This window comes from Streptomyces asoensis, from assembly GCF_013085465.1.
Taxonomy (GTDB): domain Bacteria; phylum Actinomycetota; class Actinomycetes; order Streptomycetales; family Streptomycetaceae; genus Streptomyces; species Streptomyces cacaoi_A.
Genome location: NZ_CP049838.1, coordinates 6,171,282 through 6,197,406, shown reverse-complemented (window position 1 = coordinate 6,197,406; position 26,125 = coordinate 6,171,282). Strand labels below are relative to the sequence as shown.

The 26,125-nt window shown below is 71.4% G+C and carries 28 protein-coding genes; 12 read left to right on the top strand and 16 right to left on the bottom strand.

All coding sequences use genetic code 11. The annotated features are described in order from the left end of the window. Positions 1-91 precede the first annotated feature (91 nt). The 5 genes from G9272_RS27865 to G9272_RS27845 form a co-directional block, all read right to left on the bottom strand. Positions 92-985: a hypothetical protein gene (locus G9272_RS27865; RefSeq protein WP_171399060.1), complete on the bottom strand. Its 894-nt coding sequence runs from the start codon at positions 983-985 to the stop codon at positions 92-94. A gap of 94 nt (positions 986-1,079) precedes the next feature. Next, positions 1,080-1,712 (bottom strand): RNA polymerase sigma factor, encoded by a 633-nt coding sequence (locus tag G9272_RS27860; protein WP_171399059.1) that lies wholly within the window; start codon positions 1,710-1,712, stop codon positions 1,080-1,082. Between the two features lie 160 nt (positions 1,713-1,872). Beyond that, positions 1,873-2,346 (bottom strand): hypothetical protein, encoded by a 474-nt coding sequence (locus tag G9272_RS27855; protein ID WP_253267964.1) that lies wholly within the window; start codon positions 2,344-2,346, stop codon positions 1,873-1,875. Between the two features lie 55 nt (positions 2,347-2,401). Continuing rightward, complete coding sequence (locus G9272_RS27850) at positions 2,402-2,956, bottom strand: hypothetical protein (RefSeq protein WP_171399058.1); 555 nt, start codon at positions 2,954-2,956, stop codon at positions 2,402-2,404. 423 nt (positions 2,957-3,379) lie between these two features. Continuing rightward, positions 3,380-4,987, bottom strand: coding sequence for a beta-N-acetylhexosaminidase (locus tag G9272_RS27845; protein WP_253268245.1), 1,608 nt, complete (start codon positions 4,985-4,987; stop codon positions 3,380-3,382). 249 nt (positions 4,988-5,236) lie between these two features. On the opposite strand from G9272_RS27845, the gene G9272_RS27840 reads away from it, so the two are divergent. The 5 genes from G9272_RS27840 to G9272_RS27820 all read left to right on the top strand — a co-directional run bounded on the left by G9272_RS27840 (position 5,237) and on the right by G9272_RS27820 (position 9,462). After that, entirely contained in the window at positions 5,237-5,776 is a 540-nt protein-coding gene (locus G9272_RS27840; RefSeq protein ID WP_171399057.1) for a 2-oxo-4-hydroxy-4-carboxy-5-ureidoimidazoline decarboxylase, read from the top strand. A 268-nt stretch (positions 5,777-6,044) separates the two neighbouring features. Beyond that, positions 6,045-6,425, top strand: a complete 381-nt coding sequence (gene sdhC, locus G9272_RS27835) for a succinate dehydrogenase, cytochrome b556 subunit (protein ID WP_078615861.1) — start codon at positions 6,045-6,047, stop codon at positions 6,423-6,425. A gap of 5 nt (positions 6,426-6,430) precedes the next feature. After that, a complete protein-coding gene (locus tag G9272_RS27830) occupies positions 6,431-6,913 on the top strand; it encodes a succinate dehydrogenase hydrophobic membrane anchor subunit (RefSeq protein WP_171399056.1) in 483 nt (160 codons plus the stop codon). 33 nt (positions 6,914-6,946) lie between these two features. Next, positions 6,947-8,701, top strand: coding sequence for a succinate dehydrogenase flavoprotein subunit (sdhA, locus tag G9272_RS27825; RefSeq protein WP_171399055.1), 1,755 nt, complete (start codon positions 6,947-6,949; stop codon positions 8,699-8,701). After that, a complete protein-coding gene (locus G9272_RS27820; protein ID WP_020131049.1) occupies positions 8,701-9,462 on the top strand; it encodes a succinate dehydrogenase iron-sulfur subunit in 762 nt (253 codons plus the stop codon). Before sdhA ends, G9272_RS27820 begins: the two co-directional genes overlap by 1 nt. 84 nt (positions 9,463-9,546) lie before the next feature. On the opposite strand, the gene G9272_RS27815 is transcribed toward G9272_RS27820, so the two are convergent. The 3 genes from G9272_RS27815 to G9272_RS27805 form a co-directional block, all read right to left on the bottom strand. Further along, entirely contained in the window at positions 9,547-9,810 is a 264-nt protein-coding gene (locus G9272_RS27815) for a TM2 domain-containing protein (protein WP_171399054.1), read from the bottom strand. A gap of 235 nt (positions 9,811-10,045) precedes the next feature. Then, positions 10,046-10,465 carry a DUF2752 domain-containing protein gene (locus G9272_RS27810; RefSeq protein ID WP_171399053.1) on the bottom strand — a complete coding sequence of 140 codons (420 nt, stop codon included), beginning with the start codon at positions 10,463-10,465 and terminating at the stop codon, positions 10,046-10,048. Beyond that, positions 10,458-10,982: a TM2 domain-containing protein gene (locus G9272_RS27805; protein WP_171399052.1), complete on the bottom strand. Its 525-nt coding sequence runs from the start codon at positions 10,980-10,982 to the stop codon at positions 10,458-10,460. Before G9272_RS27805 ends, G9272_RS27810 begins: the two co-directional genes overlap by 8 nt. Before the next feature lie 149 nt (positions 10,983-11,131). Here G9272_RS27805 and G9272_RS27800 point away from each other — a divergent pair, with 149 nt between their 5' ends. The 4 genes from G9272_RS27800 (at position 11,132) to G9272_RS27785 (ending at position 13,404) form a co-directional block, all read left to right on the top strand. Beyond that, positions 11,132-11,539 carry a VOC family protein gene (locus G9272_RS27800; RefSeq protein ID WP_171399051.1) on the top strand — a complete coding sequence of 136 codons (408 nt, stop codon included), beginning with the start codon at positions 11,132-11,134 and terminating at the stop codon, positions 11,537-11,539. A 113-nt stretch (positions 11,540-11,652) separates the two neighbouring features. Further along, entirely contained in the window at positions 11,653-12,069 is a 417-nt protein-coding gene (locus G9272_RS27795; protein ID WP_020131054.1) for a hypothetical protein, read from the top strand. Positions 12,070-12,074: 5 nt separating this feature from the next. Then, positions 12,075-12,569, top strand: coding sequence for a thiol-disulfide oxidoreductase DCC family protein (locus tag G9272_RS27790; RefSeq protein ID WP_171402204.1), 495 nt, complete (start codon positions 12,075-12,077; stop codon positions 12,567-12,569). A 10-nt stretch (positions 12,570-12,579) separates the two neighbouring features. Beyond that, entirely contained in the window at positions 12,580-13,404 is an 825-nt protein-coding gene (locus G9272_RS27785; protein WP_171399050.1) for a TetR/AcrR family transcriptional regulator, read from the top strand. A 1-nt stretch (position 13,405) separates the two neighbouring features. On the opposite strand, the gene G9272_RS27780 is transcribed toward G9272_RS27785, so the two are convergent. Next, the gene (locus G9272_RS27780; RefSeq protein WP_171402203.1) at positions 13,406-15,817 is read right to left on the bottom strand and encodes an MMPL family transporter; all 2,412 of its coding nucleotides are present in this window, start codon (positions 15,815-15,817) and stop codon (positions 13,406-13,408) included. Between the two features lie 167 nt (positions 15,818-15,984). Here G9272_RS27780 and G9272_RS27775 point away from each other — a divergent pair, with 167 nt between their 5' ends. Further along, entirely contained in the window at positions 15,985-16,674 is a 690-nt protein-coding gene (locus G9272_RS27775) for a response regulator transcription factor (RefSeq protein ID WP_171399049.1), read from the top strand. Next, positions 16,671-18,131: a sensor histidine kinase gene (locus tag G9272_RS27770; RefSeq protein ID WP_171399048.1), complete on the top strand. Its 1,461-nt coding sequence runs from the start codon at positions 16,671-16,673 to the stop codon at positions 18,129-18,131. Before G9272_RS27775 ends, G9272_RS27770 begins: the two co-directional genes overlap by 4 nt. A 113-nt stretch (positions 18,132-18,244) precedes the next feature. Here G9272_RS27770 and G9272_RS27765 read toward each other — a convergent pair whose 3' ends face one another. The 4 genes from G9272_RS27765 to G9272_RS27750 all read right to left on the bottom strand — a co-directional run bounded on the left by G9272_RS27765 (position 18,245) and on the right by G9272_RS27750 (position 22,137). Beyond that, positions 18,245-18,646 carry an ATP-binding protein gene (locus G9272_RS27765; RefSeq protein ID WP_171399047.1) on the bottom strand — a complete coding sequence of 134 codons (402 nt, stop codon included), beginning with the start codon at positions 18,644-18,646 and terminating at the stop codon, positions 18,245-18,247. 121 nt (positions 18,647-18,767) lie between these two features. Then, positions 18,768-20,321: an ABC transporter substrate-binding protein gene (locus tag G9272_RS27760; protein ID WP_171399046.1), complete on the bottom strand. Its 1,554-nt coding sequence runs from the start codon at positions 20,319-20,321 to the stop codon at positions 18,768-18,770. 194 nt (positions 20,322-20,515) lie between these two features. Then, on the bottom strand, positions 20,516-21,895 hold the full coding sequence (locus tag G9272_RS27755; protein WP_171399045.1) for a metallophosphoesterase: 1,380 nt from the start codon (positions 21,893-21,895) through the stop codon (positions 20,516-20,518). A gap of 2 nt (positions 21,896-21,897) precedes the next feature. Next, complete coding sequence (locus G9272_RS27750; RefSeq protein WP_142265844.1) at positions 21,898-22,137, bottom strand: SCO4848 family membrane protein; 240 nt, start codon at positions 22,135-22,137, stop codon at positions 21,898-21,900. Between the two features lie 91 nt (positions 22,138-22,228). Between G9272_RS27750 and G9272_RS27745 the strand changes: the two genes are divergently transcribed. Then, positions 22,229-23,590, top strand: a complete 1,362-nt coding sequence (locus G9272_RS27745) for a D-alanyl-D-alanine carboxypeptidase family protein (RefSeq protein ID WP_367398559.1) — start codon at positions 22,229-22,231, stop codon at positions 23,588-23,590. On the opposite strand, the gene G9272_RS27740 is transcribed toward G9272_RS27745, so the two are convergent. The 3 genes from G9272_RS27740 to G9272_RS27730 all read right to left on the bottom strand — a co-directional run bounded on the left by G9272_RS27740 (position 23,544) and on the right by G9272_RS27730 (position 26,065). Further along, positions 23,544-24,461, bottom strand: coding sequence for a YihY/virulence factor BrkB family protein (locus G9272_RS27740; protein WP_171399043.1), 918 nt, complete (start codon positions 24,459-24,461; stop codon positions 23,544-23,546). The genes G9272_RS27745 and G9272_RS27740 overlap by 47 nt on opposite strands. Before the next feature lie 148 nt (positions 24,462-24,609). Then, complete coding sequence (locus G9272_RS27735; protein ID WP_171399042.1) at positions 24,610-25,563, bottom strand: decaprenyl-phosphate phosphoribosyltransferase; 954 nt, start codon at positions 25,561-25,563, stop codon at positions 24,610-24,612. After that, positions 25,556-26,065: a phosphatase PAP2 family protein gene (locus tag G9272_RS27730; RefSeq protein ID WP_171399041.1), complete on the bottom strand. Its 510-nt coding sequence runs from the start codon at positions 26,063-26,065 to the stop codon at positions 25,556-25,558. Before G9272_RS27730 ends, G9272_RS27735 begins: the two co-directional genes overlap by 8 nt. Positions 26,066-26,125: the final 60 nt, after the last annotated feature.

Here is a 26,125-nt window from a genome sequence, read left to right as displayed (position 1 = left end):
ATACGGGCCGCCGCGCGGCCCGTGCCGCGCGACGGCCGGGGCCTCTCCTGTGGGGGGTGGCGGCCTCGGCCGTTGCTTTGGCGGCAACCGGTTACTGGCCCTCGGCCCCGCTCTTGGCAGCTTGCGCGCTCTTGGTGGCCTCGGCGCTCTTCCCGACCTTGGGTGTCTTCCCGGCCTCGGGTGTCGTCCCGACCTTCGGGGTCGTATCGGCCTTCTGCGTCTTCCCGGCCTTCGGGGTCGTCTCGGCCTTCGGAGTCTTGTCGGCCTTCGGGCTCTTGTCGGCCTTCGGGCGCTTGTCGGCCTTCGGGCTCTTGGCGGCCTTCGGTCCGCCCGCTGCCGAGGCCGATGCGGCTGCCGCCGCCTGGCAGTACGCCACGACGTTCTCCTCTCCGCCCGCCGCCGTCACGAGCCGTTGCCAGGCGGTGGAGTCCATCGCCCTGCCCCGTCCCCGGGCCTTCTCGTAGGCACGGCAGTGCGCGTCGGTGTCCTCGGCGCTCACGGGACCGTCCCGGTCGGCGGGGGCGGCCGGCCGCGGGTTCGCGGAAGCGGTCGCGGTGGACCGGGCCCCGGACTCGGTCACGGACGTTTCGGGGTGCCCCGCGCCGCCGGCGACGCCGTGCGTGGAGGAGCCGACGGCGGCGAACGCGACGCCGCCCAGCGCGAGGCCGGCGACCAGTACGGAGAGCGTGGCCCGCAGCGAGCGGGCCGGGTACCGCCGGGCCCTGGGCCGCCAGTCGTCCCGACGCCGGGTACGGGCCTTGTGCGCACCCGCGTCCCGGGCGGCCCGAAAGGCGTCGACGGCCCTCCGCTCGCCGTCGCCGGGCCCGGGCAGGCCCCGAGTGCGCAGGGCTTGGACGAGCAGCGCCTCCAGCGGGGGTGCCGCAGCGCCTGGTGCGTCGGCGGCGACTTCGTCCTCGGCGGCGGGGTCCGCGGGGTGTGCGCGCCGACGGCTGTGGCCCGCGCCGTCGTTCAGCCGTTCACCCATGTCCGTTTCCGCCTCTGTCCCGTCCGTCCGATCAGGCCGTTCGACCTGGTGGCCGGGCCCGCCACAGATCCATACGGTCCGCGGCCCTCGCCGTTCATGTCGACTCCCCCAGCGTTCGGGGGCCGCCATCCGTCACACCTTCGCCCGTGCCCGCGGCGCCGAGTTGGCGGGCCAGCCGCTTCAGGCCCCGGTGCGCGGCCGTACGGACGGCGCCGGGGCGCTTGCCGAGGACGCGGGCCGCGGCGGGGCCGTCCAACCCGACGACCACCCGCAGCAGCACCGCCTCGGCCTGGTCGCGCGGCAGCCCGCGGACCAGCTCCAGGGCGTGCCCGGTGGAGAGCGACTCCAGTGCCTCGTCGTGGGTGCTGTGCGGGCCGGCCAGGTCGAGGACGACGTCCTGGTCCAGCACCGCCGACCGGGGCCGGACCCGCAGCCGGCGCAGATGGTCGAGGGCCCGGTGCCGGGCGATGGTCGCGGTCCAGCCGCGGAATCCCGCGCCGTCGCCCTTGAACCGCCCCAGGTCCCGGGCGATCTCCAGCCAGGCGTCGGAGGCCACGTCCTCGGCGTCGTCGCCGACGATCCCCCGCAGATAGCCGAGCAGTCCGGGCTGCACGATCCGGTACGCCACGGCGAACGCGGCCTCGTCACCGTCCTGGGCCCGCGTCACGGCCGCGCCCAGTTCCCCGTCGTTCGCCTGTGCGCGCCGGGGTTCCCCTCCCTGGCCCAAGACTGTCCTCGTTCGTACGGAGTTCGGTCCGGCGCGCGACTCCCCCGCCGGACCCCGGGTCCGAACGCGGCCACGCCCCCCACGGTCATCAGCGCCGGACCACACGGAAGTGTCACAGCGCGCGGTCAGGCCGACGCCGAGAAAGGCCGGGCCCCGTCCGTCAACCGCGTGATCGGAACCGGGAGCCGGCTGCGCCCCCGCTCATCGCGTCCCGGCACAGCAGGCGCAGCGAACCGTGGCCGCCGAAGCAGCGGCGGGACTCGTCGAGGGGTTCCCAGAGGCGCCCGTCGGGGGTGCGGACCCAGTGGTCGCCGGCGGAGCCCCACCACTCGGCGCCGGTCTGCCGGACGATCACCTCGCCGGCGTAGGCGCCGAGCCCGCGCAGCACATCGGCCACGGCGGTGTACGGCGAGCCCTCGCGCCGCAGCTCCTCGATCATGCGGTCGACGCGCCACAGACTCTGCGCGGAGTGGTCGAGATGGGGCCGGATGCCGTCGGGCACGGCGGCCACCGCCTCCGCCGCCCATCGCACGGGTTTCGCGGCGGCGGAGGGGCGGGGCGGCTGGTCGGTCTGGTCGGTCGTCCTACGCGTCACATCAGGAAGAGCGAGGTCGGCGCGGATTGCGTCACTCATATCCGGGGCCTTCCCGAGACCGGTGCAGGACCGACCCACCTCCCCCGCACTCCGCTCACTTACGTCCACGCGCCCGCCGTGACACCACCGCGCGCAGCACCCGGCGGCCCTCCGTCGACACCTCGAGGGCCCGGCGCAGTCCGCCCGCGCCGTGGCCGGCGAGCACCTCCAGGACGGCGACCTGGCGGCGCAGCTCGGCGGCGGCGAGGGGCGGCATGCCCTCCGTACGGCCTGCTCGGCGGGAGTCGACCGAGGAGGCGTCCTCGGCCGGGTCGAGGAGGCGGTGGATCTGGAGCGAGGCGACGGAGCAGGCGTCGGCCCAGAGCCGTATCCCGGCGGCGGAGCGGTCGTCGGGGGCGGCGGCCAGCATCCGGCGGGCCAGGAGCTCCGCCTCGTCGCCCTCCTCCGCAGCCGACGCCAGCTTGCCGCGCGCCTGTTCCAGCAGCTCGCCCCAGTCGGCGGCGTCGGAGTCCTCCGTGAGGTTCCCCCACAGCGGTCGCAGGATCTCGTCGTCACCGCCGAGCAGGGGTATGCACCGATCCAAACAAGCCAGCCCGCTGGCAGCCAGTCCGCGTTCGTCGGCCTGAGCGATCAGTTCCACCAGGCTCATCCACGCCTCCCTCGCCAGGGCACCTACCTTACGGAGCCCACACTTCCCCTTACTGCGTGCGACGGGCCAGGAGTGTCACAGGAAGGGGTTTTCAGCCAACTCCGCCGAGGCCACCGACTCCACCCGCTCCGTCGGCTCCCCCGATCCCGCCGACGGCTCCGACCGGCGGCGGTACCGCGCCCGGGCCCGGGAGCGCCCTCTCGTTCTGCATCCCGGTCAGCCGCAGGGCGAAGGCGATCGCGAGGGGGGCCGCGAGATCCACATCGTCACCGGGCGTTGACCGGCCCGTGCGACCGGGACCGACTCCAGGGGGTGCCGGGGCTGCCGGCGTCCCGTTGAGGGCCGCGCGCGGCTCTCCCTGAGTCTCACGCGCGGCAGCACGCGGAACACGCGGCATCACCGATGCCGTGAGTCCAACGAGGATCAACCGAGCTTGTTCGCCAGTGCCGTGAACTGCGTCCAGGTCAGCGGTGGTGTCCCGGCGTCCCACAGCTTCTGCGAGGTGGCCCGCAGCGGCATCCGGATCCCGGCCGCGACCTGGTCCTGGGTCTGCGAGTTCGCGAGGTCGCACCACACCGAGAAGGAGCCGCCGAGGATCTGGGCGTCGTACTTCGCGGCGACCGGGGTCGTGCCGCGCAGCACCCGCGGGGTCCACTGCTCGTATATCCGCTGCCCGGTCGGGTAGGCGAAGTCGTTCGGCTCGCCGAGGACGTAGTACAGGTACTCGTCGTTGTAGTTGAGCATCTTGCGCCCCGCGCTCAGATACTCGACCGGCGGCCGCGCCCCGATCTCCTTGCCCGTCCAGTAGGCGACCACGAGGTCGGAGGCCGGCTTGACCGACGTACCGCGGAAGAAGCCGTCGTTCCACACCCGCATGGTGCGGTCGTGGGCGCGGACGGTGTCGGCGCGGTCGTTGAGCCAGCCGGTGGTGAGGTCGGCGACGCCCGCGCCGGAGCCGTACCGGGCCGTCGCGGCGGCGGCGAGCTGGGGGTAGGAGGCCGCCGGGCTGGAGACCGTCAGGGCCTGGTACTCGTCGCCGCCGAGGTGCCAGTAGCCGCCTGGGAAGACGTCGGCGTACTCGTCCAGCAGGTCGTCGAGGAGGTTCGCGGACTCGTCCTTGGAGATGTCGATCGCCCCGCGGGTCGCCACCCCGCTCGCGTTGCGCAGCTGGAGCTCGGGGTGGGCGGCGAGGACGGCGCCCAGGTGCCCGGGTGAGTCGATCTCGGGCACCACGGTGATGTGACGGCTCGCCGCGAGGTCGACGATCTTCTTCACCTCGGCCTTGGTGAGGTGTTGGCTCGAGACGATCTCCGGGTGGGTGTCGGACTCGATCCGGAAGGCCTGGTCGTCGGAGAAGTGCAGGCCGAGCTGGTTGTACTTCAGGTCGCCGAGCTCGCGCACCCGGTCCTCGATCCAGGCGGCGGTGAAGTGCTTGCGCGCGATGTCCAGCGTGAACCCGCGCTGCGGCTTGGCCGGCTGGTCCCGTACGACGCCCTCCGGCGCCGTACCGCCGGCGTGCACCTCCTGCTTGAGGGTGCGGGTGCCGTAGAAGACGCCCGCGTCGGAGGGCGCGCTGATGGTGACCCGCCCGCCGCGCACGGTCATGGTGTACGACTCCGGGTTCGCGCCCTCGTCGTCGTTGAGCGCCAGCCGCAGGTCCCCGGCGCGTACGTCGTCCTTCTCCCCGGCGTACGTCAGCCCCAGTTCACCGGCGACCAGCCGCCCCTCGTCGGCGAGGCCCGCGTCGCTCACCACCACCCGGCGGGTGGACTGCGGCTTCCACCCCGGGCCGCGCGCCGGGGTGTGGGCGCTGACGGCGGGGATGGTGCGGGGGGTGGTGGAGAGGGCGTAGGAGCGGCTGGGCGTCGGGGTCGGGGCTTGCGCGGCGGCGGCACCGGTGTCACCGGCGCCGGGCGTCCTCGCGGCGGCCTGCCGGGAGGCGGCCGATCCGGCCGGTGTCGTGCCGTCGTCGTCCGTCGAGGCCCACACGCCGAGCCCGACGCCGAGCGCGGCGACCAGGCCACCTGCCAGCAGTGACCGCGCCACGACCTGCTGGTGCGGCTTCCTCTGCGGCGCCCGGCGCCGATGCCTGTGCCTGCTCACTCCGCCAACCGTACGACTCCCGGCCGTCCGAAGCGCGTCGAGCCCGGCGTGACGGAGTCCACGACACGTTCCGAAACTCTCTCGTTCGGGTGAAATTCAGGCATCGGTCAGACACGTCCTGACCGCTCTCGATAACGTGTCGACACACCTTTCACTGCATCCCCTGCCACATCACACGTGACGCGAGGATCCACGCTGCCTGCGCACCGTCTTCCCCCTCTCTCCGGCTACCTCGCCATACCGGCGCAGACCCGGACCTCACCCGCACCTGTGCTGGACGGTTTCAACACCGCCCCCGCCGACGAGGCGCACCGCACCCTCCTCGCCTGCCTCCGCAGCCTCCGCTGGGCCCACCGGATCGCCGACCACCGCCCGTATCCGACGCTCGACGCCCTGCTGGCCGCCTCCGACGAGGCCGCGTACGACCTCAGCCCGGGCGATCTGGCGGAGGCCCTGGCGACGGAGTCCCTGCCCGGCCTGCCGGAGGACGCGTACGGAGCGGCGCACATGGCGTTGAACGCGGCCCACGCGGCCTACGAGGCCCGATTCGGACACGCGTTCGTCATCTGCCTCGACGGTGTCCCCCGGCAGGAGTCCCTGGACTACGTCCTGGAGGGCATCCGGTCACGATTGACAAACGATCCCGAGGACGAGCGGGTAGTGGCGGCGGAGGAACTCCGGAGACTGGCGAGGCAACGGCTGGCGCAGCTCGCCTGAGGGGCGCGGGACGGTGACATACGCGGCTCCGCCGCGGGGCGTGAACCAGCCACGACGGCGCCGCACCCGGCACCCGAACAGGACACAACGCCCCAGATGCCGCAACGCTCACCCATATGCGTGCCACTTTGATCACACAGGTAGGCCCGACGTTAGCCCAGCGCCAGCGCCTCGCTACGATGCTGGGGGCCGGTGGACCGTACCCGGCCGGGCCCGTCCGACACCCCAAGCCGGCAGGCCCCAATCCCCGCTCCCGGAGGGTTCTTCCGTGCCGGCTGGAACGCTGTACCGCGGCCGGGAAGGAATGTGGTCCTGGGTGGCTCATCGAGTCACCGGCGTCCTCATCTTCTTCTTCCTGTTCGTTCACGTGCTGGACACCGCGCTCGTGCGTGTCTCCCCCGAGGACTACGACAAGGTCGTAGCCACCTACAAGACGCCGGTCGTGGCGCTGCTGGAGTACGGCCTCGTCGCCGCCATCCTCTTCCACGCGCTCAACGGCCTGCGCGTCATCGCCGTCGACTTCTGGTCGAAGGGCCCGCGCTACCAGAAGCAGATGCTCTGGAGTGTCGTGGGCCTGTGGCTGCTGCTGATGCTCGGGGCGATCTACCCCGTGCTCGGCCACGCCGCTCGTGAACTGTTCGGGAGCTGAGACCGATGGCCACCACTGAAACCACCGCGGCCGGGATCGGCCCCGTCGAGGGCGGCTCCGTCTACGACGTGGACAACCCCGCGCCCTTCATCGAGGCCCCGCGCCGGCGCACCAAGAAGACCCCCCGGTCCACCCGGGGCAACTTCGAGATGGGCGCCTGGCTGTTCATGCGCCTGTCCGGCGTCGTGCTGGTCGTCCTGGTCCTGGGCCACCTGCTGATCCAGCTCGTCCTGGACGGCGGTGTCTCCAAGATCGGCTTCGCCTTCGTGGCCGGCCGCTGGGCCTCCCCGTTCTGGCAGGTCTGGGACCTGCTGATGCTGTGGCTCGCCATGCTGCACGGGACGAACGGCCTGCGCACGGTCATCAACGACTACGCGGAGCGCGCGAACACCCGGCTGTGGCTGAAGGGCCTGCTCTACACCGCCGCGGTGTTCACCATCCTGCTGGGCACGCTGGTGATCTTCACCTTCGACCCGAACATCCGCTAGGCGCACGGGACCGAGGGACTGAGAGAACCACTCATGAAGATCCATAAGTACGACACAGTCATCGTCGGCGCCGGCGGCGCCGGTATGCGCGCCGCGATCGAGTCGACGAAGCGCAGCCGCACCGCCGTGCTGACCAAGCTCTACCCCACCCGCTCCCACACGGGCGCCGCGCAGGGCGGCATGGCCGCCGCGCTGGCCAACGTGGAGGAGGACAACTGGGAGTGGCACACCTTCGACACGGTCAAGGGCGGTGACTACCTGGTCGACCAGGACGCCGCCGAGATCCTGGCGAAGGAGGCCATCGACTCCGTCCTCGACCTGGAGAAGATGGGCCTGCCGTTCAACCGGACGCCCAACGGCACGATCGACCAGCGGCGCTTCGGCGGTCACAGCCGCAACCACGGCGAGGCCCCGGTCCGCCGGTCCTGCTACGCGGCCGACCGCACCGGTCACATGATCCTCCAGACGCTGTACCAGAACTGCGTGAAGGAGGGCGTGGAGTTCTACAACGAGTTCTACGTCCTCGACCAGCTGATCACCGAGGTCGACGGTGTGAAGCGGTCCGCGGGTGTGGTCGCGTACGAGCTGGCGACCGGCGAGATCCACGTCTTCCAGGCGAAGGCCGTCATCTACGCCTCCGGTGGCACCGGCAAGTTCTTCAAGGTGACCTCGAACGCGCACACGCTGACGGGCGACGGCCAGGCCGCCGTGTACCGGCGCGGGCTGCCGCTGGAGGACATGGAGTTCTTCCAGTTCCACCCGACCGGCATCTGGCGCATGGGCATCCTGCTGACGGAGGGCGCCCGCGGTGAGGGCGGCATCCTCCGCAACAAGGACGGCGAGCGCTTCATGGAGAAGTACGCGCCGGTCATGAAGGACCTGGCGTCGCGTGACGTCGTGTCCCGCTCGATCTACACGGAGATCCGGGAAGGCCGCGGCTGCGGCCCCGAGGGCGACCACGTCTACCTGGACCTCACCCACCTCCCGCCGGAGCAGCTGGACGCGAAGCTCCCGGACATCACGGAGTTCGCGCGCACGTACCTCGGCATCGAGCCGTACACGGACCCGATCCCGATCCAGCCCACCGCGCACTACGCGATGGGCGGCATCCCGACGAACGTCGCGGGCGAGGTCCTGAGCGACAACACGACGGTCGTCCCGGGCCTGTACGCGGCCGGCGAGGTCGCCTGTGTGTCGGTGCACGGCGCGAACCGCCTGGGCACCAACTCGCTGCTGGACATCAACGTGTTCGGCAAGCGGGCCGGCATCGCCGCCGCCGAGTACTCGCAGAAGGCGGAGTACGTCGAGCTGCCGGAGAACCCCGCGCAGCAGGTGATCGACCAGGTGGAGCACCTGCGCTCGTCCACCGGCACCGAGCGGGTGGCGGAGCTGCGCCGCGAGCTCCAGGAGACCATGGACGCGAACGTCATGGTGTTCCGCACCGAGCAGACGATCAAGACGGCGGTCGAGAAGCTCGCCGAGCTGCGCGAGCGCTACCGGAACATCTCGATCCAGGACAAGGGCCGACGGTTCAACACGGACCTGCTGGAGGCCATCGAGCTGGGCAACCTACTCGACCTGGCCGAGGTCATGGCGGTGTCGGCGCTGGCCCGCAAGGAGTCCCGCGGCGGTCACTACCGCGAGGACTACCCGAACCGCGACGACGTCAACTTCATGCGCCACACCATGGCGTACCGCGAGGTCGGCGACGACGGCACCGAGTCCATCCGTCTCGACTACAAGCCGGTCGTCCAGACCCGCTACCAGCCGATGGAGCGTAAGTACTGATGGCAACTCCCGTTCTGGACAAGGTCGAGGCGGAGTCCGCGGCCTCCCCGTACATCACGGTCACCTTCCGGGTCCGCCGGTTCAACCCGGAGGTCTCTGCGGAGGCCGTCTGGCAGGACTTCACGCTGGAGATCGACCCGAAGGAGCGCGTGCTCGACGGTCTCCACAAGATCAAGTGGGACGTCGACGGCACGCTGACCTTCCGGCGTTCCTGCGCCCACGGCATCTGCGGCTCGGACGCGATGCGGATCAACGGCAAGAACCGCCTCGCGTGCAAGACGCTGATCAAGGACATCAACCCCGAGAAGCCGATCACGGTCGAGCCCATAAAGGGCCTGACGGTCCTGAAGGACCTGGTCGTCGACATGGAGCCGTTCTTCCAGGCGTACCGGGACGTCATGCCCTTCCTCATCACGAAGGACACGAACGAGCCCACGCGCGAGCGCTTCCAGACCGCCGAGGACCGCGAGCGGTTCGACGACACGACGAAGTGCATCCTCTGCGCGGCCTGCACGTCGTCCTGCCCGGTGTTCTGGAACGACGGCCAGTACTTCGGTCCGGCCGCGATCGTGAACGCCCACCGCTTCATCTTCGACTCGCGTGACGAGGCGGGTGAGCAGCGTCTGGAGATCCTGAACGACAAGGACGGCGTCTGGCGCTGCCGTACGACGTTCAACTGCACGGACGCCTGCCCGCGTGGTATCGAGGTCACGAAGGCGATCCAGGAGGTGAAGCGAGCGCTGATCACGCGCCGCTTCTGAGCCTCCCGGCTCGCTGAGTTCCGCACACGGCGAGGGCCCCGCTCCTTGAAGGAGCGGGGCCCTCGCCGTGTTGCCGCGCCGGTGTCAGCCGCGCAGGACGCGACCCTGCTTGTCGGTGCGGTCGTTGCTGGTGAGGAACAGGATGCCGTCGATCAGCGCCCAGATGCCGAGGCCGCCGCAGGTGAAGAGCTGGGCGATGCCCACGCCGACGGAGCCGACGTAGAAGCGTCCGATACCGAGGGTGCCCAGGAAGAGCTGGAGGATACCGGCGACGATCTTGGACTTGTCGGAGTACGGACGACCCAGCGGGTCGACCCCGTAGGGGGCCTGCGGGGTGGGGACGGTCATGAGAACTGCTCCTGAAATGCCTGCGGGAGGCCGGTGCGGCCTGCTCCGAAATGGGGAGTTCAGGAGGGTTGCGACGCGACGAACACACGCGTCGACCGACGTCGACCGATCTCGACCCACGTCCCCGCACGGCTCCGCCATGCCAGGACGTCCCCCCTGTGACTGGTGAGCCTAGAGAAAACAGAGGGTAAAAAGGGAGTACAAATGATCCATCGTTCCTGATCCGTGATCAAAATCAGTCAACTACGTTCCGGAGCACCGTCCACGCCACCGCGACCCCGAGGACGACCGTCAAGGCCCTCGGGCTCAGCCGCGGATGCCAGGTGCGGCCGTGCAGGCCCGCCCACATCCAGCGGACCAACAACGCGAGTGCGTACGGCGAGGCGAGCAGCAGGACACGGTTGTCGAGCCAGGCCTGGGCGAAGTGACCGTGCATCAGGTCGTACACCATGCGGGTGCCGCCGCAGGCGGGGCAGAGCAGGCCGGTGACGAGCCGGAACGGGCACCGCGGGAGCCAGTGGCCGGGCTGGTGAGGGTCGGTGACGTAGAGATACGCGGAGCCGGCCGCGCCGGCGGCGAGCACCGTGAGAGGCGCCGCCGCCGGGTGCCGCAGCGCGGCCGAACACCTCGCGGAGAGGCGCTCCGCGTCAGCCACGCAGGATTCGCCCGTTGGAGTCGGTCTTGTCGTCGCTGACCAGCAGGATGATGCCGTCGATCAGCGCCCAGATGCCGAGGCCGCCGCAGGTGAACAGCTGGGCGAGGCCGATGCCGACGTCGCCCATGTAGAACCGGCCGACGCCGAAGCTGCCCAGGGTGAGCTGGAGCACGCCCGCGATGATCTTCGACTTCTCGGAGTAGGGACGGCCCATGAGGTCGTACCCGTAAGGGGCCTGGGGGTCACCGGTGAAGGTGCCGGGAGGTATGTAGCCCGGCGCGGGGTAGCCGGGGCCCGGGTACCCGGGGTGGGCGTAGCCCGGGTACGGCTGGCCGGGCTGGGGATAGCCGTAGGGGCCGGGGCCGGGCTGCCCCGGGCCCGCGTCCTGCGGGCCGCCGGGGCCGCCGGGGCCGCCGGGGCCGCCGGGGCCGCCGGGGCCGCCGGGGTACCCGTAGCCGGGCGGGGGCGGCTGCGGCGGCTGCTGGGGCTCTTGGGGCTGTTGTGGCGTTTCGGACAAGGCGAGTTCCCCCGAGGTCAGGTGATCGGATCATCCGCAGATGAGACGAGTGCGGATGGGTGCAGAACATCTTGCAGCAGAAATCCCGCCACGCGGAGACCGGGGTGCTCTTGACCGGTTTTCGGGCCCCCCACACCTAATCTGACGGCATGTCAGATGACCAGTCGTGCGAGCTGCTCGGTTTCGACAACCTCCTGCTGCCCGTCGGGGACCTCGACGAGGCGGTCGACTTCTACGAGCGGGCCGGGTTCACGGTGGGGCTGCGGTTCGACGAGGCCGGGATCGCGCTGCTGAAGGTCGGAGTCGAGACGCCGGGGGTCCTTCTGCGGCACGAGGAGGCCCTGGGGCACCGGCCACCGCCGTGGCCGTCCCCGCGCGTCTGGCTGGAGGTGCCGGACGCGCGGGCAGCGGCGCGACGGCTGGCCGAGGCCGGCATCACCCCCCTGGACCGGCCGTTCTCCACGTCCACCGGCTGGACCGTCGAGATCGCCGACCCCTGGGGGAACGTCCTCGGGTTCACGGACTACCTCAAGCGGCCCGAGCTGGCGAGGCGTTAGGGCGGCGAGGCGGCGGCGACCCTGCCCGCACCTCTTCAGTTGAACGTGTTCAAAACAAGCGCTAGAGTCATCCTCGACAGCGTTTTGAACGCGTTCAAGAATAGGTGGGGAACATGGATCGCACGGTCATCGCCTACGTCGTCTACCTGGTCGTCAGCATCGGCCTGACCGTCTGGGTGGCCAGGACCCTCAGCAGCAACGGACGGATCTTCCTCGCCGATGTGCTCCAGGGGAACGAGAAGCTCGCCGACGCCGTCAACCACCTCCTGGTGGTCGGCTTCTACCTCGTCAACCTCGGCTTCGTCGCCCTCTACCTGAGCGGCGACGACACCATCGAGGACACGCGCGGCATCTTCGAGGCCCTGTCGACCAAGGTGGGTGTGGTGCTGCTGGTGCTCGGCGCGATGCACCTGGCCAACGTGTACGTCCTCAACCGGATCCGGCGGCGCGGGGTCATGGAGCGGGAGCAGGTCCCGCCGGTCGCCCCGCAGGCCTGGGCCGCCCCCTCGGCGCCCACCGCCGGGGCGTGAGCACGATGGCCGCCGGCCGGGACGCCCAGCGCGTCCCGGTCCGCCGGCTCACCGTGCTCCACGACGCCGGATGCTCCCTGTGCGGCTTCCTGCGCGACTGGCTGGGCCGGCAGCCGCAGCTGGTGCCGCTGGAGTTCGTCCCGGCGGGGTCCGCGCAGGCGGCCGCCCGCTTCCCCGGCCTCGACCACCGCGCGACCCTCGACGAGATCACCGTTGTCGGCGACTCCGGCCAGGTCTACCGGGGCAGCGCCGCCTGGATCGTCACCCTGTGGGCACTGCGCGAGTACCGTCCGATGTCCCACCGGCTGAGCACCCCCGCCGGGGCGAAACTGGCGCGGGGCGCCGTTCTCGCCGCCGCCAAGTGGCGTGACGGGCGCGGGCAGACCGCGGGCTGGGGCGGGGGCGTCTACCGCCGTGGCGACGGCTGGTCGTACGACCCGCAGCTGGGCTGGAGCTACCACCCGCCCACCTGTGCCGACGGCACCTGCTCCACTGGCTAGGCTCGTGCATGTGCCCGCGAACAACGACGGTCCCGCCGAGGCCGCTTCCCCGTCCGAGCCCCATGAGGCCGCTCCCGCGACCGAACGTCATGAGGCCGCCCCCACGTCCAAGTCCGAGCAGACCCGCGCTCTGATCCTGGAGACGGCGATGCGGCTGTTCCAGGAGCGCGGCTACGACAAGACGACGATGCGGGCCATCGCCCAGGAGGCCGGCGTCTCGGTCGGCAACGCGTACTACTACTTCGCCGGCAAGGAACACCTGATCCAGGGCTTCTACGACCGGCTCGCCGCCGAGCACCGGGAGGCCGTCCGGGACATCCTGGCGCGGGAGAGCAGCCTGGAGGCCCGGCTGGCGGGGGTGCTGCGGGTCTGGCTGGAGGTGGCCGAGCCGTACCACGAGTTCGCGGTCCAGTTCTTCAAGAACGCCGCCGACCCGGACAGCCCGCTCAGCCCCTTCTCCGCCGAGTCGGAGCACGCGCGCGTGGAGGCCATCGCCGTCCACAAGGAGGTGCTCGCGGGGTCGAAGGCGAAGGTCCCGGAGGAGCTGCGGGAGGTGCTGCCCGAGTTGATGTGGCTCTCCCAGATGGGCCTCGTCATGTACTGGATCTACGACCGTACGGAGGGGCGCGAGCGCAGCTACCGGCTGGCCGGCCGGGGCGCGCGCCTCACCGCGCGGGGCGTGGCGCTGGCCCGGTTCCGGGTGCTGCGGCCGCTCGTCCTCGAGGTCCACGACCTGTTCACGGACTTCCTGCCCGGCATGACCAACGCCCTGCCGGACCCCGCGAAGAAGAGCCCGCCCGGCCCGGCGGACTCCACGGGCTCTTCTTCGGGTTGAGTCAGCTCACCTCCGCGCCCTCCTCCAGCTCCACGTCGTGGACCAGGGGCTCCCCCGCGACCGTCAGCTGCCGGGCGCGCTTCAGCAGGGGCGGCGCGGCCGTCGTCGCCAGCAGATACGTTCCCGGGGCCGGGACGGAGAGGATGTACGAGCCGTCGGCGAGGGAGGTCACGCGGTCCAGTTCCCGTCCGCCCTGCGACATCAGGGTGACCGTCGCGTCCTCGACCGGTTCACCGGCCGTGTTCCGCACGAAGCCGTGCACGACCGAGGCCGGTCCTTCGCCCGCCGCGACCGTCGCCGGCGCCGCCTCCTCCTTGGGCTCGACCGCGAGATGCGGCAGCCGCTTCTCCAGCCACCCGGGCAGCCACCAGTTGGAGTCGCCGAGCAGATGCATCGCGGCCGGGACCAGTGCCGTACGCAGGATGAACGCGTCCAGCGCGACCGCGGCCGCGAGGCCGACGCCCGCCATCGCCGCGCCCGCGTCGCCGCTGAGCACGAAGGCGAGGAAGACACAGACCATGATCAGCGCGGCGGAGTTGATGACCCGGCTGGTCTCCGCGAGGCCCACCCGGACCGCTCGCGCGTTGTCCCTGGTGTGCACCCACTCCTCGTGCATCCGGCTGACCAGGAAGACCTGGTAGTCCATCGACAGGCCGAAGAGCAGGGACAGCATGATGACGGGCAGGAAGGCGTTGATCGGCCCTTCCTTGCCGAGGCCGAGCAGGTCCAGGCCCCAGCCCCACTGGAAGACCGCGACGAGGACACCGAAGGAGGCCGCGGCCGCGACCAGGTTCATCACGGCGGCCGTCAGCGGCACCACCAGGGAGCGGAAGGCGACCAGGAGCAGCAGGAAGCCCAGGCCGATGATGGTGGCGACGAAGAGCGGCAGACGGTCGCCGGTGACCGTGGCGAAGTCCTTGGAGACCGCCGTGACGCCACCCACGTGCGCCTGGGCCCCGGCCTCCGGGATGACGTCGTCGCGCAGCCGGTCGATCAGGGTGTCCGTCTCCGCGGACTGCGGCGAGGTCGTGGGCACCACCTGGATGACCGTGACCCCGCTCGCGGGCGGCAGCGCGGCCACCTGGGCGACGCCGGGCGTGTCCTTGATGCCCTGGGTCAGGGCGGTGGCGTCACCGCCGTCCACGACCACCTGGAGGGGGCCGTTGAAGCCCGGCCCGAAGCCCTCGGCGAGCAGGTCGTAGGCCTTCCGGGTGGTCGTCGAGGCGTCGTCGTTGCCCTGGTCGGTGGCGCCGAGGCGGAGCGACAGCACGGGGAGCGCCAGGACGGCCATGACGACCAGCGCGAGCGCGGCGATCGTCCGCGGCCGCCGCTGCACGCCCGTCGACCAGCGGGCCGCGGGACCACTCGACTTCTCCGGCTCGGGGCCGGTCGCGGCCAGCACGCGCCGCTGCTTGCGGCTCAGCACGCGTGCGCCGAGGAAGCCGAGCAGCGCGGGCAGCAGGGTCGTCGCGGCGAGGACGCTCAGCACCACCGTCAGGGAGGTGCCGATGACGACGCCGTCCAGGAAGCGCAGGTTCGTCACCAGCATCCCGGCGAGGGCGATGCACACCGTGCCGCCGGCGAACAGCACGGCCCGGCCGGAGGTGTTGAGGGCGACGACCGCCGACTCCTCCGGGTCCAGGCCGCGCAGAACGCCCTTGCGGTGCCGGGTGACGATGAACAGGGCGTAGTCGATGCCGACGCCGAGGCCGATCAGCGAGGACAGCAGCGGGGCCAGGTCCGGGATGTCGGTGACATGGCTCAGCAACTGGGTCGAGAACAGGCCCATGCCGACGCCGAAGACCGCCACGGCGAGCGGCAGCAGCATCGCGTACAGCGAGCCGAAGGCCAGGAACAGGACCACCGCCGCGGCCGCGAGGCCGACCATCTCGGCGAGGCCGGTGGGCGGTTCCTGCACCCGCTGGATGGCCTGGCCGCCCACCTCGACCTCCAGGCCGTCCTGCTCGACGCCCCGCGCGGTGTCGACGACGTCCTGGACGAGTTCCTTCGGTACGGCGTTCGCCTGCTCGGTGAAGGTGATCTGGGCGTAGGCGATCCGCCCGTCACCGCTGATCTGCGCCGCGTCCGCCGCGTCCGCCGCGTAGGGGCCGGTGACCCCGCCGACGCCCTTCATGCCCGCGATCTCGTCGAGCGCGGGCTGGATCCGGGACCGTACGTCCTGGTCCCGCACCGAACCCTCGTCGACCTTCCACACGACCGTGTCGGTGTCGCCGGCGCTTGCCGGGAACGCCTTCTCCATCAGGTCGTACGCCTTCTTGGAGTCCGTGTCGGGGAGGGAGAAGACGTTCGCGTAGTCCGTGCCCGCCGTCGAGGCCGAGAATCCCAGGCCGAACAGCGCCCCCACCCAGAGCAACAGGACCACCAGCCGGTGCCGATAGCACCAGCGTGCCAATGCCGCCACGCTCAGTCTCCTTCAACAGATCGTCGGTCGGTCCCCCGGGTCCTGGGCAACAGGATCGGCGGCGCCACGCGTGCGTGGACATGTGACGACCATGACTCTCAAGGAACTCCAAAGCGTGAACCGGCCCGATCGTCGGTGGGTCCGCCGATACTTGGGGCATGACGACGGCTTCCGGCACCGTGCTGGTCGTGGAGGACGAACCGAGCATCGCGGACGTCCTGGCCATCGCCCTGCGCTACCACCGCTTCGAGGTCATGACCGCGGGCACCGTCCGCGAGGCCCTCGCCCTCGCCGACCGCACCCGGCCGGACGTGGCACTGCTGGACGTGATGCTGCCGGACGGCGACGGCCGGGCGCTGGGGCGTGAACTGCGGGCGCGCAGGCCGGACCTGGCGCTGGTGTTCCTCACCGCGCGGGACGCGCCGACCGAGATCGTCGGCGCGCTCGGCTTCGGCGACGACTACATCACCAAGCCGTTCGACATCGATGTGGTCGTCGCCCGCATCACCGCCGTGCTGCGCCGTACCCGGCCGGCCGACGTCCTTCCGCAGCGGCCGCCGCTGCGGTACGGCGACCTGGAGCTCGACGAGACGACGTACAGCGTGCACCGCGCGGGCCGCTCGGTCGAGCTCACCCCCACCGAGTACGCGCTGCTGCGGTTCCTGGTGCGCAACGGCGGCCGGATCGTGCCCAAGGAGCAACTCCTGCGCCATGTCTGGCAGTACGAGCACACCCCGCCCGAGTCGACGGTCGTCGAGACCTACATCAGCTATCTGCGGCGCAAGCTGGACGTCCTGGGACCGCCGGTGATCACCACCCGGCGGGGCGTCGGATACGGGCTGGCGTGAGGCGGATCCACCGGCACGGCATCCACTCGCTGCGTGCCAAGCTGACGGCGGCGAACGTGGGGCTGCTCGCGCTCGGCATCGTCGTCGCGACCGCCGTCAGCCTGATGGGGATGCGGCACTACCTGCTCGACCAGGTGGACGCCGAGCTGACCAAGATGCGTGACTCGCTGGGCAGTTCGCAGCTCACCCTGCGCCAGATCGACTCGCTGTCCGTGCTGAGCGTCGTCAGCGACCGGCTCATGCCCCAGAACACGGACACGCATGGCACGGACACCCGGCCGGCACCGGACTCGATCTTCACCGCCGTCGACGGCCGGGGCACGGCCCTCGCCATCTTCGACGTCCGGCCCACCGACGCCCAGCGCGGCCTCGCGGAAGCGGTGCCCGACCCGCTCGCCCTCACCACCGACACCGACCCGCACGACGTCACCGTGCACGGCGACACGTACCGCGCGACCGCGACCCGGCTCACCGACGGCACCTACATCCTGCTGGCCACCTCCACCGAAGCCCTCCACAAGGGCATAGCGAAGGCCCTGAAGCTCGATCTCGCCGTCGGCACACTGCTGCTGGCCCTGCTCGCCTGTCTGACCCTGTTCAGCGTGCGGCAGCGGATGCGGCCGCTGGAGGACATGGTGGAGACGTCGTCGGCGATCGCCGAGGGGGACCTGACCCGGCGCGTGCCCTCCAGCCACCACCCCACCCAGGAGGTCGAACAGTTGCGGCTCGCCCTGAACTCCATGCTCCACCAGGTGGAGACGGCGTACCGCACGCGCGAGCACAGCGCGGCCCAGCTCCGCCGCTTCGTGGCCGACGCCTCGCACGAACTGCGCACCCCGCTCTCCGCGATCCGCGGCTATCTCCAGCTGTACGACCAGGGCATGCTGGTCGAGCCGGAGGAGCGCCGGCGGGCCTGGGACCGGATGAACGGCGAGGTGGACCGGATGGGCCGGCTCGTCGACGAGCTGCTCACGCTGGCCCGCCTCGACCAGCGGCCCGAGCTGCGGCTGCGGGGCGTCGACGTGAGCCGTCTGGTGCGGGACTCGGCGCAGGACCTGAGCGCGCAGCAGCCCGGGCGGCCGGTCACGGTCGAGGCCGACGGTGCCGTGCTGGTGCGGGCCGACGAGTCGGGGCTGCGTCAGGTGCTGGGCAACCTGGTGGCCAACGTGCGCACGCACACGTCGGCCGAGGTGCCGGTGCGGCTCGGGGTGGAGCGGGTGGACGGGGTCGTACGGCTGTCGGTCGAGGACAAGGGGCCGGGGCTGGGGCCGGAGGACGCGGCGCGGGTCTTCGACCGTTTCTTCCGGGCCGGGGGCGGCGCGGGCAGCGGTCTCGGCCTGGCGATCGTGCAGGGGGTCGTGCGGGCGCACGGCGGCGAGGTGAGCGTGCGGACGGCGCCGGGCGAGGGTCTGGCCGTCACGGTGACGCTGCCGGCCCGGCCGAAGGCCTGCGTCTGAGCGCGTGCCACCGAGGGGCTGCCACGTGGGGCTCGGCCCAGATGGGGCTCGGCCCAGATGGGGCTCGGCCAGGTGGGGCTCGGCCAGGTGGGGCTCGGCCAGGTGGGGCTCGGCTAGGTGGGGGCCGTGACGAGGGCCCATACCGTCTTGCCGTGCCGACCCCTGCTCCACACGCCCCACGCGGCGGCGAGGTGTTCCACCAGGTGCAGCCCGCGGCCGTGTTCCTCCGACTCCCCGACCAGCCGCGGCCGGGGTTCGAGCCGGCCCTCGTCGGAGACCTCTATGAGGCAGGAACCGTCACCGAGGGCGGTGACGGCCACCTCGAACTCCCGCTCCAGCAAAGGTCCGTGGCGTACGACGTTGGTGGCCAGCTCGGACACGACGAGGACCGCGTCGGCCAGCGCCGGGTCGTCGGGGCCGTGCCCCCAGTCCGCGAGATGGTCCCGTACCCGGCGCCGGGCGAGACCGACGGACGCCGGATGCCGGGGCAGCCGGAACGAGTTGCGTCTCAGCACGTCTGCTCCTCATCCCGTACACACCTCCGTCACATGGTGCCGCTCCGGGTGCCTGCCCGGTGTGACGGGGGCGCATACCCGGCTCACGGGATCAAGTCCGCGAGCCGGGTGGGACTTCGGCTCAGATCCAGTCGAGTTTCCAGAGGCGGAACACGCCGTTGCCGTCCGCCAGGAACTGGCCGCCGCCGATGTCCGCGCTGGCGACGATGTACTCCTTGCGCTGCCACAGCGGGACGACCGGCACCTCCTCGGCGATGACCTGCTGGAGGTCACGGAAGTCGCCGGCGGCCCGGCTGCGGTCGGCGAACTGCCGGCTTCCGGCGATGTACTTGTCGACGGCCTTGTCGCTGTAGCCGGTGTTCATGGTGGAGTCGGTGCCGACGAGCGGGCCCGCGAAGGTGTCCGGGTCGGGGTAGTCGGCGACCCAGCCGACCGCGTACGCGTCGAGTCTGCCGGTGGCCCACCGCTTCTGGAAGTCGGTCCACTCGTAACCCTTGACGTCCACCTTGAACAGCCCGCTCGCCTCCAGCTGCCGCTTGAGCTCCTTGGCCTCGGCCGCCGCGGCGCCGCTGCCCAGGCCGTAGCCGTAGGTGAACTTCACCGGGATGCTGACGCCGGCCGACTCCAGGAGCTTGCGGGCCTTCCCGGCGCTCTGGTTCGGGTAGCTGTCGAAGAAGGAGGTGCTGTGGCCGGTGATGCCGGTCGGGATCAGCGAGTACAGCGGCTCGACGGTCCCGTCGTACACGCTCGCCGCCAGCTGCTCGCGGTCGATCAGCCAGGCCATCGCCTTGCGGACGTCCGTCTCGTGCAGCGGTGAGCCGGAGCGGGTGTTGAAGTACAGGTTGCGGGTCTCGGAACCGTCGGCCTCGTAGACGCGCTGGTCGGGGTCGCTGGTGTTGAGGGCGGCCAGCACCGCGGGCGGCAGCTGACGGGTGGCGACCTTGACGTCCTTGGCCTTCCAGGCCTTCTCCAGGGCCTCGGGGTCCGCGTAGTAGCGCAACTCGATCGGGGCGCCGGTCGACACGGCGCCCTCGTAGTGCGAGTTGGGCGACAGCAGGACCTTCTTGCCCTTCGTGTACCCGGTCAGCCGGTACGGGCCGGTGCCGTCGACGGAGCTGCCGACGCGCAGGCCGTCGGCCGGGTACTTGGTGGGGTCGACGATCGAGCCGGCTCCGGTGGCCACCTTGAACGGGAAGGTGGCGTCCGGCGACGACAGGTGGAAGGTGACCTTCAGGCCCTTGGCGTCCACCGACTTCAGGGTGGAGAACAGGGACGCCGGGCCGACATCCGAGTTGATCTTCTTGACCCGGTCGAAGGAGTACTTCACGTCCTCGGCGGTCACCTTGGAGCCACTGACGAAGCTGAGGTCGGCACGTAGCTCGCAGGTGTACGTGACGAGGCTGTCCTTCACGAAGGAACAGCTCTTGGCCGCGTCCGGCACGGGCGAGACGCCGCCCGGCTCGTAGGTCAGCAGTGACTGGAAGACACTGCTGAACAGCGCCCAGGATCCGGCGTCGTAGGCGCCCGCCGGATCGAGCGAGGTGACGGTGTCCGTGGTGCCGACCGTGATGGTCGCGCCACCGCTGTCCTGCGACGGCAGCAACTGCCAGCCGCCCACTCCGACGACCGCGAGAACCAGCAGCGTCATGAGTATCCGCATGCGAACAGATCGCATGGTGATGTCCTGCCTCCCCAGGCCGCCAGACGGGCCCAGTCCACAGAAAAAAGTGCCGCTCCCCTTGGCGGCGGGCTCACCTAACCACACGTGTTTCGCCAGGGGGAAGAGGATTCTGGCGAGATGAGAAAGAACTTACCGACGCCTTGTTTCGGCCCGGTTTCACAGCCTCTCCACAGGCTTCTGATCGGCCGTCAGGCGTGCGTCGAGGCCAGTTCGACGACGGTGATGTCGGAGGGGGCTCCGACGCGGGTGGGCGGGCCCCAGGCGCCCGCGCCCCGGGACACGTACAGCTGGGTGTCGCCGTAGCGTTCCAGCCCCGCCACGGTCGGGTTCGCGGCGGACGCGAGGAAGTTGCCGGGCCACAACTGGCCGCCGTGCGTGTGGCCGGAGAGCTGGAGGTCGACGCCGTGGCGTACGGCGTCGTGGATCTGGACGGGCTGGTGGGCGAGGAGCACGCACGCGCGCGTGGTGTCACGGTCGCCGAGCGCGCCGGCGAAGTCGGGCCCCTGGCCCTCGCTCTCGCCCGCGATGTCGTTGACGCCGGCCAGGTCGAACCAGGGCAGTTCCGTACGGGCGTTCTCCAGCGGGTCCAGGCCGAGCCGGCGCACCTCCTCGACCCACTGTTCGGCGCCGGAGAAGTATTCGTGGTTGCCGGTGACGAAGAAGCTGCCCTGCCGGGCCTTCAGCTGGGCGAGCGGGGCCGCCGCCGGGCCCAGGTCCTTCACGCTGCCGTCGACCAGGTCGCCCACGACCGCGATCAGGTCGGGCTGCGTCGCGTTGATCGTGTCGACGACCTGCTGCGCGAAGCCCCGGCCGAGGACCGGGCCCAGATGGATGTCGCTGACGACCGCGATCCGGTAGCCGTGGGCGCCGCGCGGGAGCTTGGCCAGGGGCACCGTCACCCGCTTGACCCTGGGGCCGCGCAGCACGCCGTAGGTGCCGTAGCCGACCGTCCCGACGGCGGCCGCGGCCGCCGCACCGGCCACGACCCGGGACACGAAGAGCCGACGGGAGGGAGCCGAGGGAGACTGCGCCGGACTCTCGGACTCCGGGCGCTCAGGCGCCGCACCCTCGGGTGCCGGCTTCCCGGACTCCGGCCGCTCGGGTGCCGGCTTCCCGGACCCCGGCCGTTCGGACACCGGACCCTCGGGCGCCGGCTCGGCGCGTTCCGGCCGCTCGGACTCCGGTGTCTCGGCCGTCGGCGCTCCGATCGGGACCGGCTTCGGGTCGGGCTGTGCCGCGGGGGTCTCGGCGGGGGCCCGCTTCTCCAGGAAGCGGCGCAGCAGCGGCCGTACGGCCTCGCCCACGAGCACGGCCAGCAGCAGGTAGACCGACAGGGCCAGCCACAGGAAGCCCGGCCAGGCCAGTACGCGCTGGAGCCAGAAGGGGGCGCCGGTGCGTTCGGCGACCAGGGCGCCGATCGCCAGCACCCAGCCGCCCGCGACCAGCACCGCGCCGCCGCGGCGCGCCCGGCCGGGGCCGCGGGTGGTGTCGCGGAACAGCCGCCGCCACAGGTACCAGTTGGCCGTGACCAGCACGGTCAGGGCGAGCAGCACGAAGACGATCACCATGGCTATGACGCCTGACGCAGTGCGCGCAGACCGCGCAACCCGATGGCCCCGACGACCGTCCCCAATACGAAGGAGACGACGGCGAGCGTCAGGTGCACCCAGAAGTACGCCGTGGGATCGCCGTCGTCGAACGCGAGTCCGCTGCTGTCCTTGATCAGGTTCTTGACGAAAGTGACCCAGATGACCCAGCTCCACACCCCGAAGGCGAGCAGGAACCAGGAGACGGGGCGGCTGAGCTTCATGGGTTCAGTATCACCGGCGGTTGTCCGGTTCCGTGACCGGGGTGGGGAGGGTGACGGGACTTCCCGTCGTGTGCCAGGTACGTTCTCCGTCGTGCCCGCACCCATGAAGCAGACCGTCAGGCGATCCCTGCTGGTCACCTCCGCGACCCTCGCGTCCCTCGCGCTCACCGCGCCCGCCTCGCTCGCGGCGCCGAGCCCGTCACCGTCCCCGGCGGCGTCCGGATCGCCGTCCGCGTCGGCCTCGCCGTCCGGATCGGCGTCCGGATCGCCGTCCGCGTCCGCCTCGCCGTCGGTCGCTCCCCCGGCGAACATGTCGTCCCTGGGCGGCACGCGGCTCGGCCGGGCCGGGACGCAGGTGGCGATCGCGGGGGGCGCGCCGGTGCTGCCGAAGGACCTCACCGCGCGGTCGTGGATCGTCGCCGACGCCGAGTCGGGGGACGTGCTCGCCGCGCACAACGCGCACTGGCGGCTGCCCCCGGCGAGCACGATGAAGATGCTCTTCGCCGACACCGTGCTGCCGAGGTTCCCCAAGACCACCGTGCACAAGGTCGAGGCGAAGGACCTGGCCGGCATGGGGGCCGGTTCCAGCCTCGTCGGCATAAAGGAGGGCGAGACGTATACGGTCCACGATCTGTGGCTCGGCGTCTTCCTGCGCTCCGGCAACGACGCCGTGCATGTCCTGTCGCAGATGAACGGCGGCATCGCCGAGACCGTCAAGGACATGAACGAGCACGCCGAGGAGCTCCAGGCCCTCGACACGAACGTCGTCTCCCCGGACGGCTACGACGCCCCACGTCAGGTCTCCTCCGCGTACGACCTGACGCTGTTCGCCCGCTCGGGACTCCAGAAGCAGGACTTCCGGGAGTACTGCTCGACCGTCACGGCCAAGTTCCCCGGCGAGACGACGAAGAAGAAGGGCAGGACGACCCGCGGGACCTTCGAGATCCAGAACACCAACCGGCTGCTCAGCGGCGACTACGACATCTCCCAGTACCCGGGCATCGCGGGCGTCAAGAACGGCAACACCACCAACGCGGGCGCCACCTTCACCGGCGTGGCCGAGCGCAACGGCAAGGTGCTGCTCGTCACGGTCATGAACCCGGAGAAGACCGACCACAACGAGGTCTACAAGGAGACCGCCGCCCTGCTGGACTGGGGCTTCCAGGCGGCCGGCAAGGTGACGCCGGTCGGTGAGCTGGTCGCGCCGAAGGGCACCGCGCAGGCCAGTGCGCAGCCCGGCGCCAACCCGTCCTCCTCCGAGGAGGCCGGGCAGGCAGGCGGCGCCGGTGACGTGTCGGCGAAACCGGTGGCGGGCGCGGTGACCGAGAACGGCTCGGGCGGCATGTGGATCGCGCTGGCGATCACCGGCGGCCTGCTGGTGCTGCTCGCGGGCGGCGGGTACCTCGTCAACCGCCGCTGGCCGCTGCCGGACCTGGTACGACGTCGTCGCTGACGTCGATGTCGCGCGGGTTGTCGGGGACGCTGCCCGTCGCCGTCCAGGCGGCGCAGTACAGGACCAGCTTCGAGGTGAAGTTGATCCACAGCAGCAGGGCGATGGGCACGCCGAACGCGCCGTACATGCTCTTGGCGGCCACACCCTGCATATAGCCGCTCAGCAGCAGCTTCAGCAGTTCGAAGCCGATGGCGCCGATGAGCGCGGCGACGACGAGGCGGCGGCGCGGGGGTTCGACGCCGGGCAGCAGCGTGAGGACGTACAGCAGGAGCAGGAAGTCGGCGAGGACGGCGACGGAGAACGCGGCGACGCGCAGCAGGACGCTGCCCCAGCCCTCCTTGTCGATGCCGGACTGCTCGGTGATCCAGCCGACCAGCGCCGAGGCGACGGTGGAGATGGCGAGGGTGAGCAGGACGGCGCCGCCGAAGCCGACGAGGACGCCGGTGTCCTTGGCCTTGCGCAGGACGGGGTTCTCGTCGTCGTCGGGCCGCTCCCAGACGGCGCGCAGACAGTCCCGCATCTGGCCGACCCAGCCGATTCCGGTGAGCAGCAGCAGCGCACCGGCGATGAGGCCGATGGCGCCCGCGTTCTGGACCAGGCCGTTGATGTCCAGTTGGTCGGAGATGCCGGGGACCTGGTCGGCGATCTTGTCCTGGAGCTCGTGCTGCTGGGACTCGCTCAGCGTGGCGGCGGCGACGGCGGCGGCCACGGTCAGCAGCGGGAAGAGCGCGACGAAGCTGACGAAGGTCATGGCGGCGGCCAGCCGCGTCCACTTCACCCGGTCCAGTCGCTCGTACGACCGCCACGCGTGCGTGGCCATGAGGCGCGCGACCCACGGCCCGATGCCGGGGAGCTTCTTCAGCCAGTCCATGATCCGACTCTGCCCCTGTCCGGAGGAAAGACGCGGATATCGCCGAGGCGAATGAGGCGAATACCGCGGAACACCACGGTTCGGGTACCCCGGAAAGGCCGGACGGTGGCCGGTGCCGTGCCACCTGGTGGCGGCACGCGCGCGTGGCTCACCGATCGGCCACCGCGAGGGCGTACACGGCCAGCCAGGCCAGGCCGATCAGGGCGAGGGCGCGGTCGCCCAGGACGACCTCCTCGGGCTCGCCCGCGGTGCCCCGGTCGGCGAAGACGGCGTACCGCAGGACCGCCAGGATGAACGCGACCACGGACAGCTCGCGCCAGGGCAGCACGCTCGTGTGCGGGACGCCGCCCCCCTCCAGGGCCCACAGGCAGTAGCCGAGCACGGCGACCCCGGCCGCCAGCTGCCAGACGAAGCGCAGGTAGCCGGTGGTGTACTCGGTGAGCAGCACGCGTGTGGCGCCCGCCGTGCCGGCCATCTGGACGGCCTCGGAGTAGCGCTTGGCCGCGACCATGAACAGCGCCCCGAACCCGGTGGTGATCAGGAACCAGCGGGAGAGCGGGATCCCCAGGGCGAGTCCGCCCGCCATCGCCCGCATCAGAAAGCCGGTCGTGACGACGACGAGGTCGACGACCAGGACGTGCTTCAGGCTGACGCAGTACGCCAGTTGCATGCCCAGGTAGGCGGTGAGGAGCACCGCGACGGCGGGTGTCGTCAGCCAGGCGGCGGCGGTCGGCGCGAGGACCGCGAGGGCGCCCGCGACGCCGTACGCGACGGGCACCGGGACCTGTCCGGCGGCGATCGGGCGGTGCCGCTTGGTGGGGTGGGCACGGTCGGCCTCGGCGTCACGGGCGTCGTTGATCAGGTAGACGGCGGCGGCGCAGGCGGTGAACAGGGCGAAGACGAGGGCGAGTCGGGTGACCGCGTGCAGGGAGAAGAGCCGGCCGGCCGCGGCGGGGGCGGCGACGACCAGGATGTTCTTGACCCACTGCTTGGGGCGGGTGGTCCGCAGGAGGCCGCCGACGAGGGTGCCGGGGCGGTGGCTCGGGGGCCGGGGGGCCGGCGGGCGGTGCGTGCGCTGTTGGTGGAGCAGTGCCTCAGCCATGGTGGCCCTCTCTCATCCAGCGTGCCCCCAACCGCGCGGTGACCGCCCCCAGGGCCGCGCCCGCCGCCACGTCGGAGGGGTGGTGGACGCCGGCGACCAGGCGGGAGAGACACATCGCGGCGGCGAGCGGTGCGGCGGCGTACGCCCCGAGCGCGCCGTAGGCGACGGCGGCGGCCGCGGCGGAGGTCGCGTGCGAGCTGGGGAAGGAGTGCCGTCCCGCGGTGCGCACGAGGGGTTCGACGTGGGCGGGGCGCGGGCGTCGGACGATACGTTTCACTCCCACGCTGGCGGCGTGCGCGCCCGCGGTGAGTGCGGTGGCGCGCAGCCAGGCGCCGCGCCGGGAGCCGTCGACGGCGGCTCCCACGACGCCTGCCGCGAGCCACAGGGCGCCGTGCTCGCCCGTCCAGGAGAGGGCGCGGGCGACGCGGGCGACGCGTGGGTCCGCGCCCCGGGCGTGGAGCGCCGAGAGGATCCGGTGGTCCAGGTCGTCGAGTTCGTCCATGTGGACTCACTGTTCACGCCTGCGTCCTCGGAACTCCGGCAATATTGAGCGACATCCCAT

What these genes read in the sequence shown, in the direction of transcription:
- G9272_RS27865 (WP_171399060.1), bottom strand. Translation starts at nt 985, where the DNA reads ATGGGTGAACGGCTGAACGACGGCGCGGGCCACAGCCGTCGGCGCGCA.
- G9272_RS27855 (WP_253267964.1), bottom strand. Translation starts at nt 2,346, where the DNA reads ATGAGTGACGCAATCCGCGCCGACCTCGCTCTTCCTGATGTGACGCGT.
- G9272_RS27850 (WP_171399058.1), bottom strand. Translation starts at nt 2,956, where the DNA reads ATGAGCCTGGTGGAACTGATCGCTCAGGCCGACGAACGCGGACTGGCT.
- G9272_RS27830 (WP_171399056.1), top strand. Translation starts at nt 6,431, where the DNA reads ATGGCCACCACTGAAACCACCGCGGCCGGGATCGGCCCCGTCGAGGGC.
- sdhA (WP_171399055.1), top strand. Translation starts at nt 6,947, where the DNA reads ATGAAGATCCATAAGTACGACACAGTCATCGTCGGCGCCGGCGGCGCC.
- G9272_RS27820 (WP_020131049.1), top strand. Translation starts at nt 8,701, where the DNA reads ATGGCAACTCCCGTTCTGGACAAGGTCGAGGCGGAGTCCGCGGCCTCC.
- G9272_RS27815 (WP_171399054.1), bottom strand. Translation starts at nt 9,810, where the DNA reads ATGACCGTCCCCACCCCGCAGGCCCCCTACGGGGTCGACCCGCTGGGT.
- G9272_RS27800 (WP_171399051.1), top strand. Translation starts at nt 11,132, where the DNA reads ATGTCAGATGACCAGTCGTGCGAGCTGCTCGGTTTCGACAACCTCCTG.
- G9272_RS27795 (WP_020131054.1), top strand. Translation starts at nt 11,653, where the DNA reads ATGGATCGCACGGTCATCGCCTACGTCGTCTACCTGGTCGTCAGCATC.
- G9272_RS27790 (WP_171402204.1), top strand. Translation starts at nt 12,075, where the DNA reads ATGGCCGCCGGCCGGGACGCCCAGCGCGTCCCGGTCCGCCGGCTCACC.
- G9272_RS27775 (WP_171399049.1), top strand. Translation starts at nt 15,985, where the DNA reads ATGACGACGGCTTCCGGCACCGTGCTGGTCGTGGAGGACGAACCGAGC.
- G9272_RS27760 (WP_171399046.1), bottom strand. Translation starts at nt 20,321, where the DNA reads ATGCGATCTGTTCGCATGCGGATACTCATGACGCTGCTGGTTCTCGCG.
- G9272_RS27755 (WP_171399045.1), bottom strand. Translation starts at nt 21,895, where the DNA reads ATGGTGATCGTCTTCGTGCTGCTCGCCCTGACCGTGCTGGTCACGGCC.
- G9272_RS27750 (WP_142265844.1), bottom strand. Translation starts at nt 22,137, where the DNA reads ATGAAGCTCAGCCGCCCCGTCTCCTGGTTCCTGCTCGCCTTCGGGGTG.
- G9272_RS27740 (WP_171399043.1), bottom strand. Translation starts at nt 24,461, where the DNA reads ATGGACTGGCTGAAGAAGCTCCCCGGCATCGGGCCGTGGGTCGCGCGC.
- G9272_RS27735 (WP_171399042.1), bottom strand. Translation starts at nt 25,563, where the DNA reads ATGGCTGAGGCACTGCTCCACCAACAGCGCACGCACCGCCCGCCGGCC.
- G9272_RS27730 (WP_171399041.1), bottom strand. Translation starts at nt 26,065, where the DNA reads ATGGACGAACTCGACGACCTGGACCACCGGATCCTCTCGGCGCTCCAC.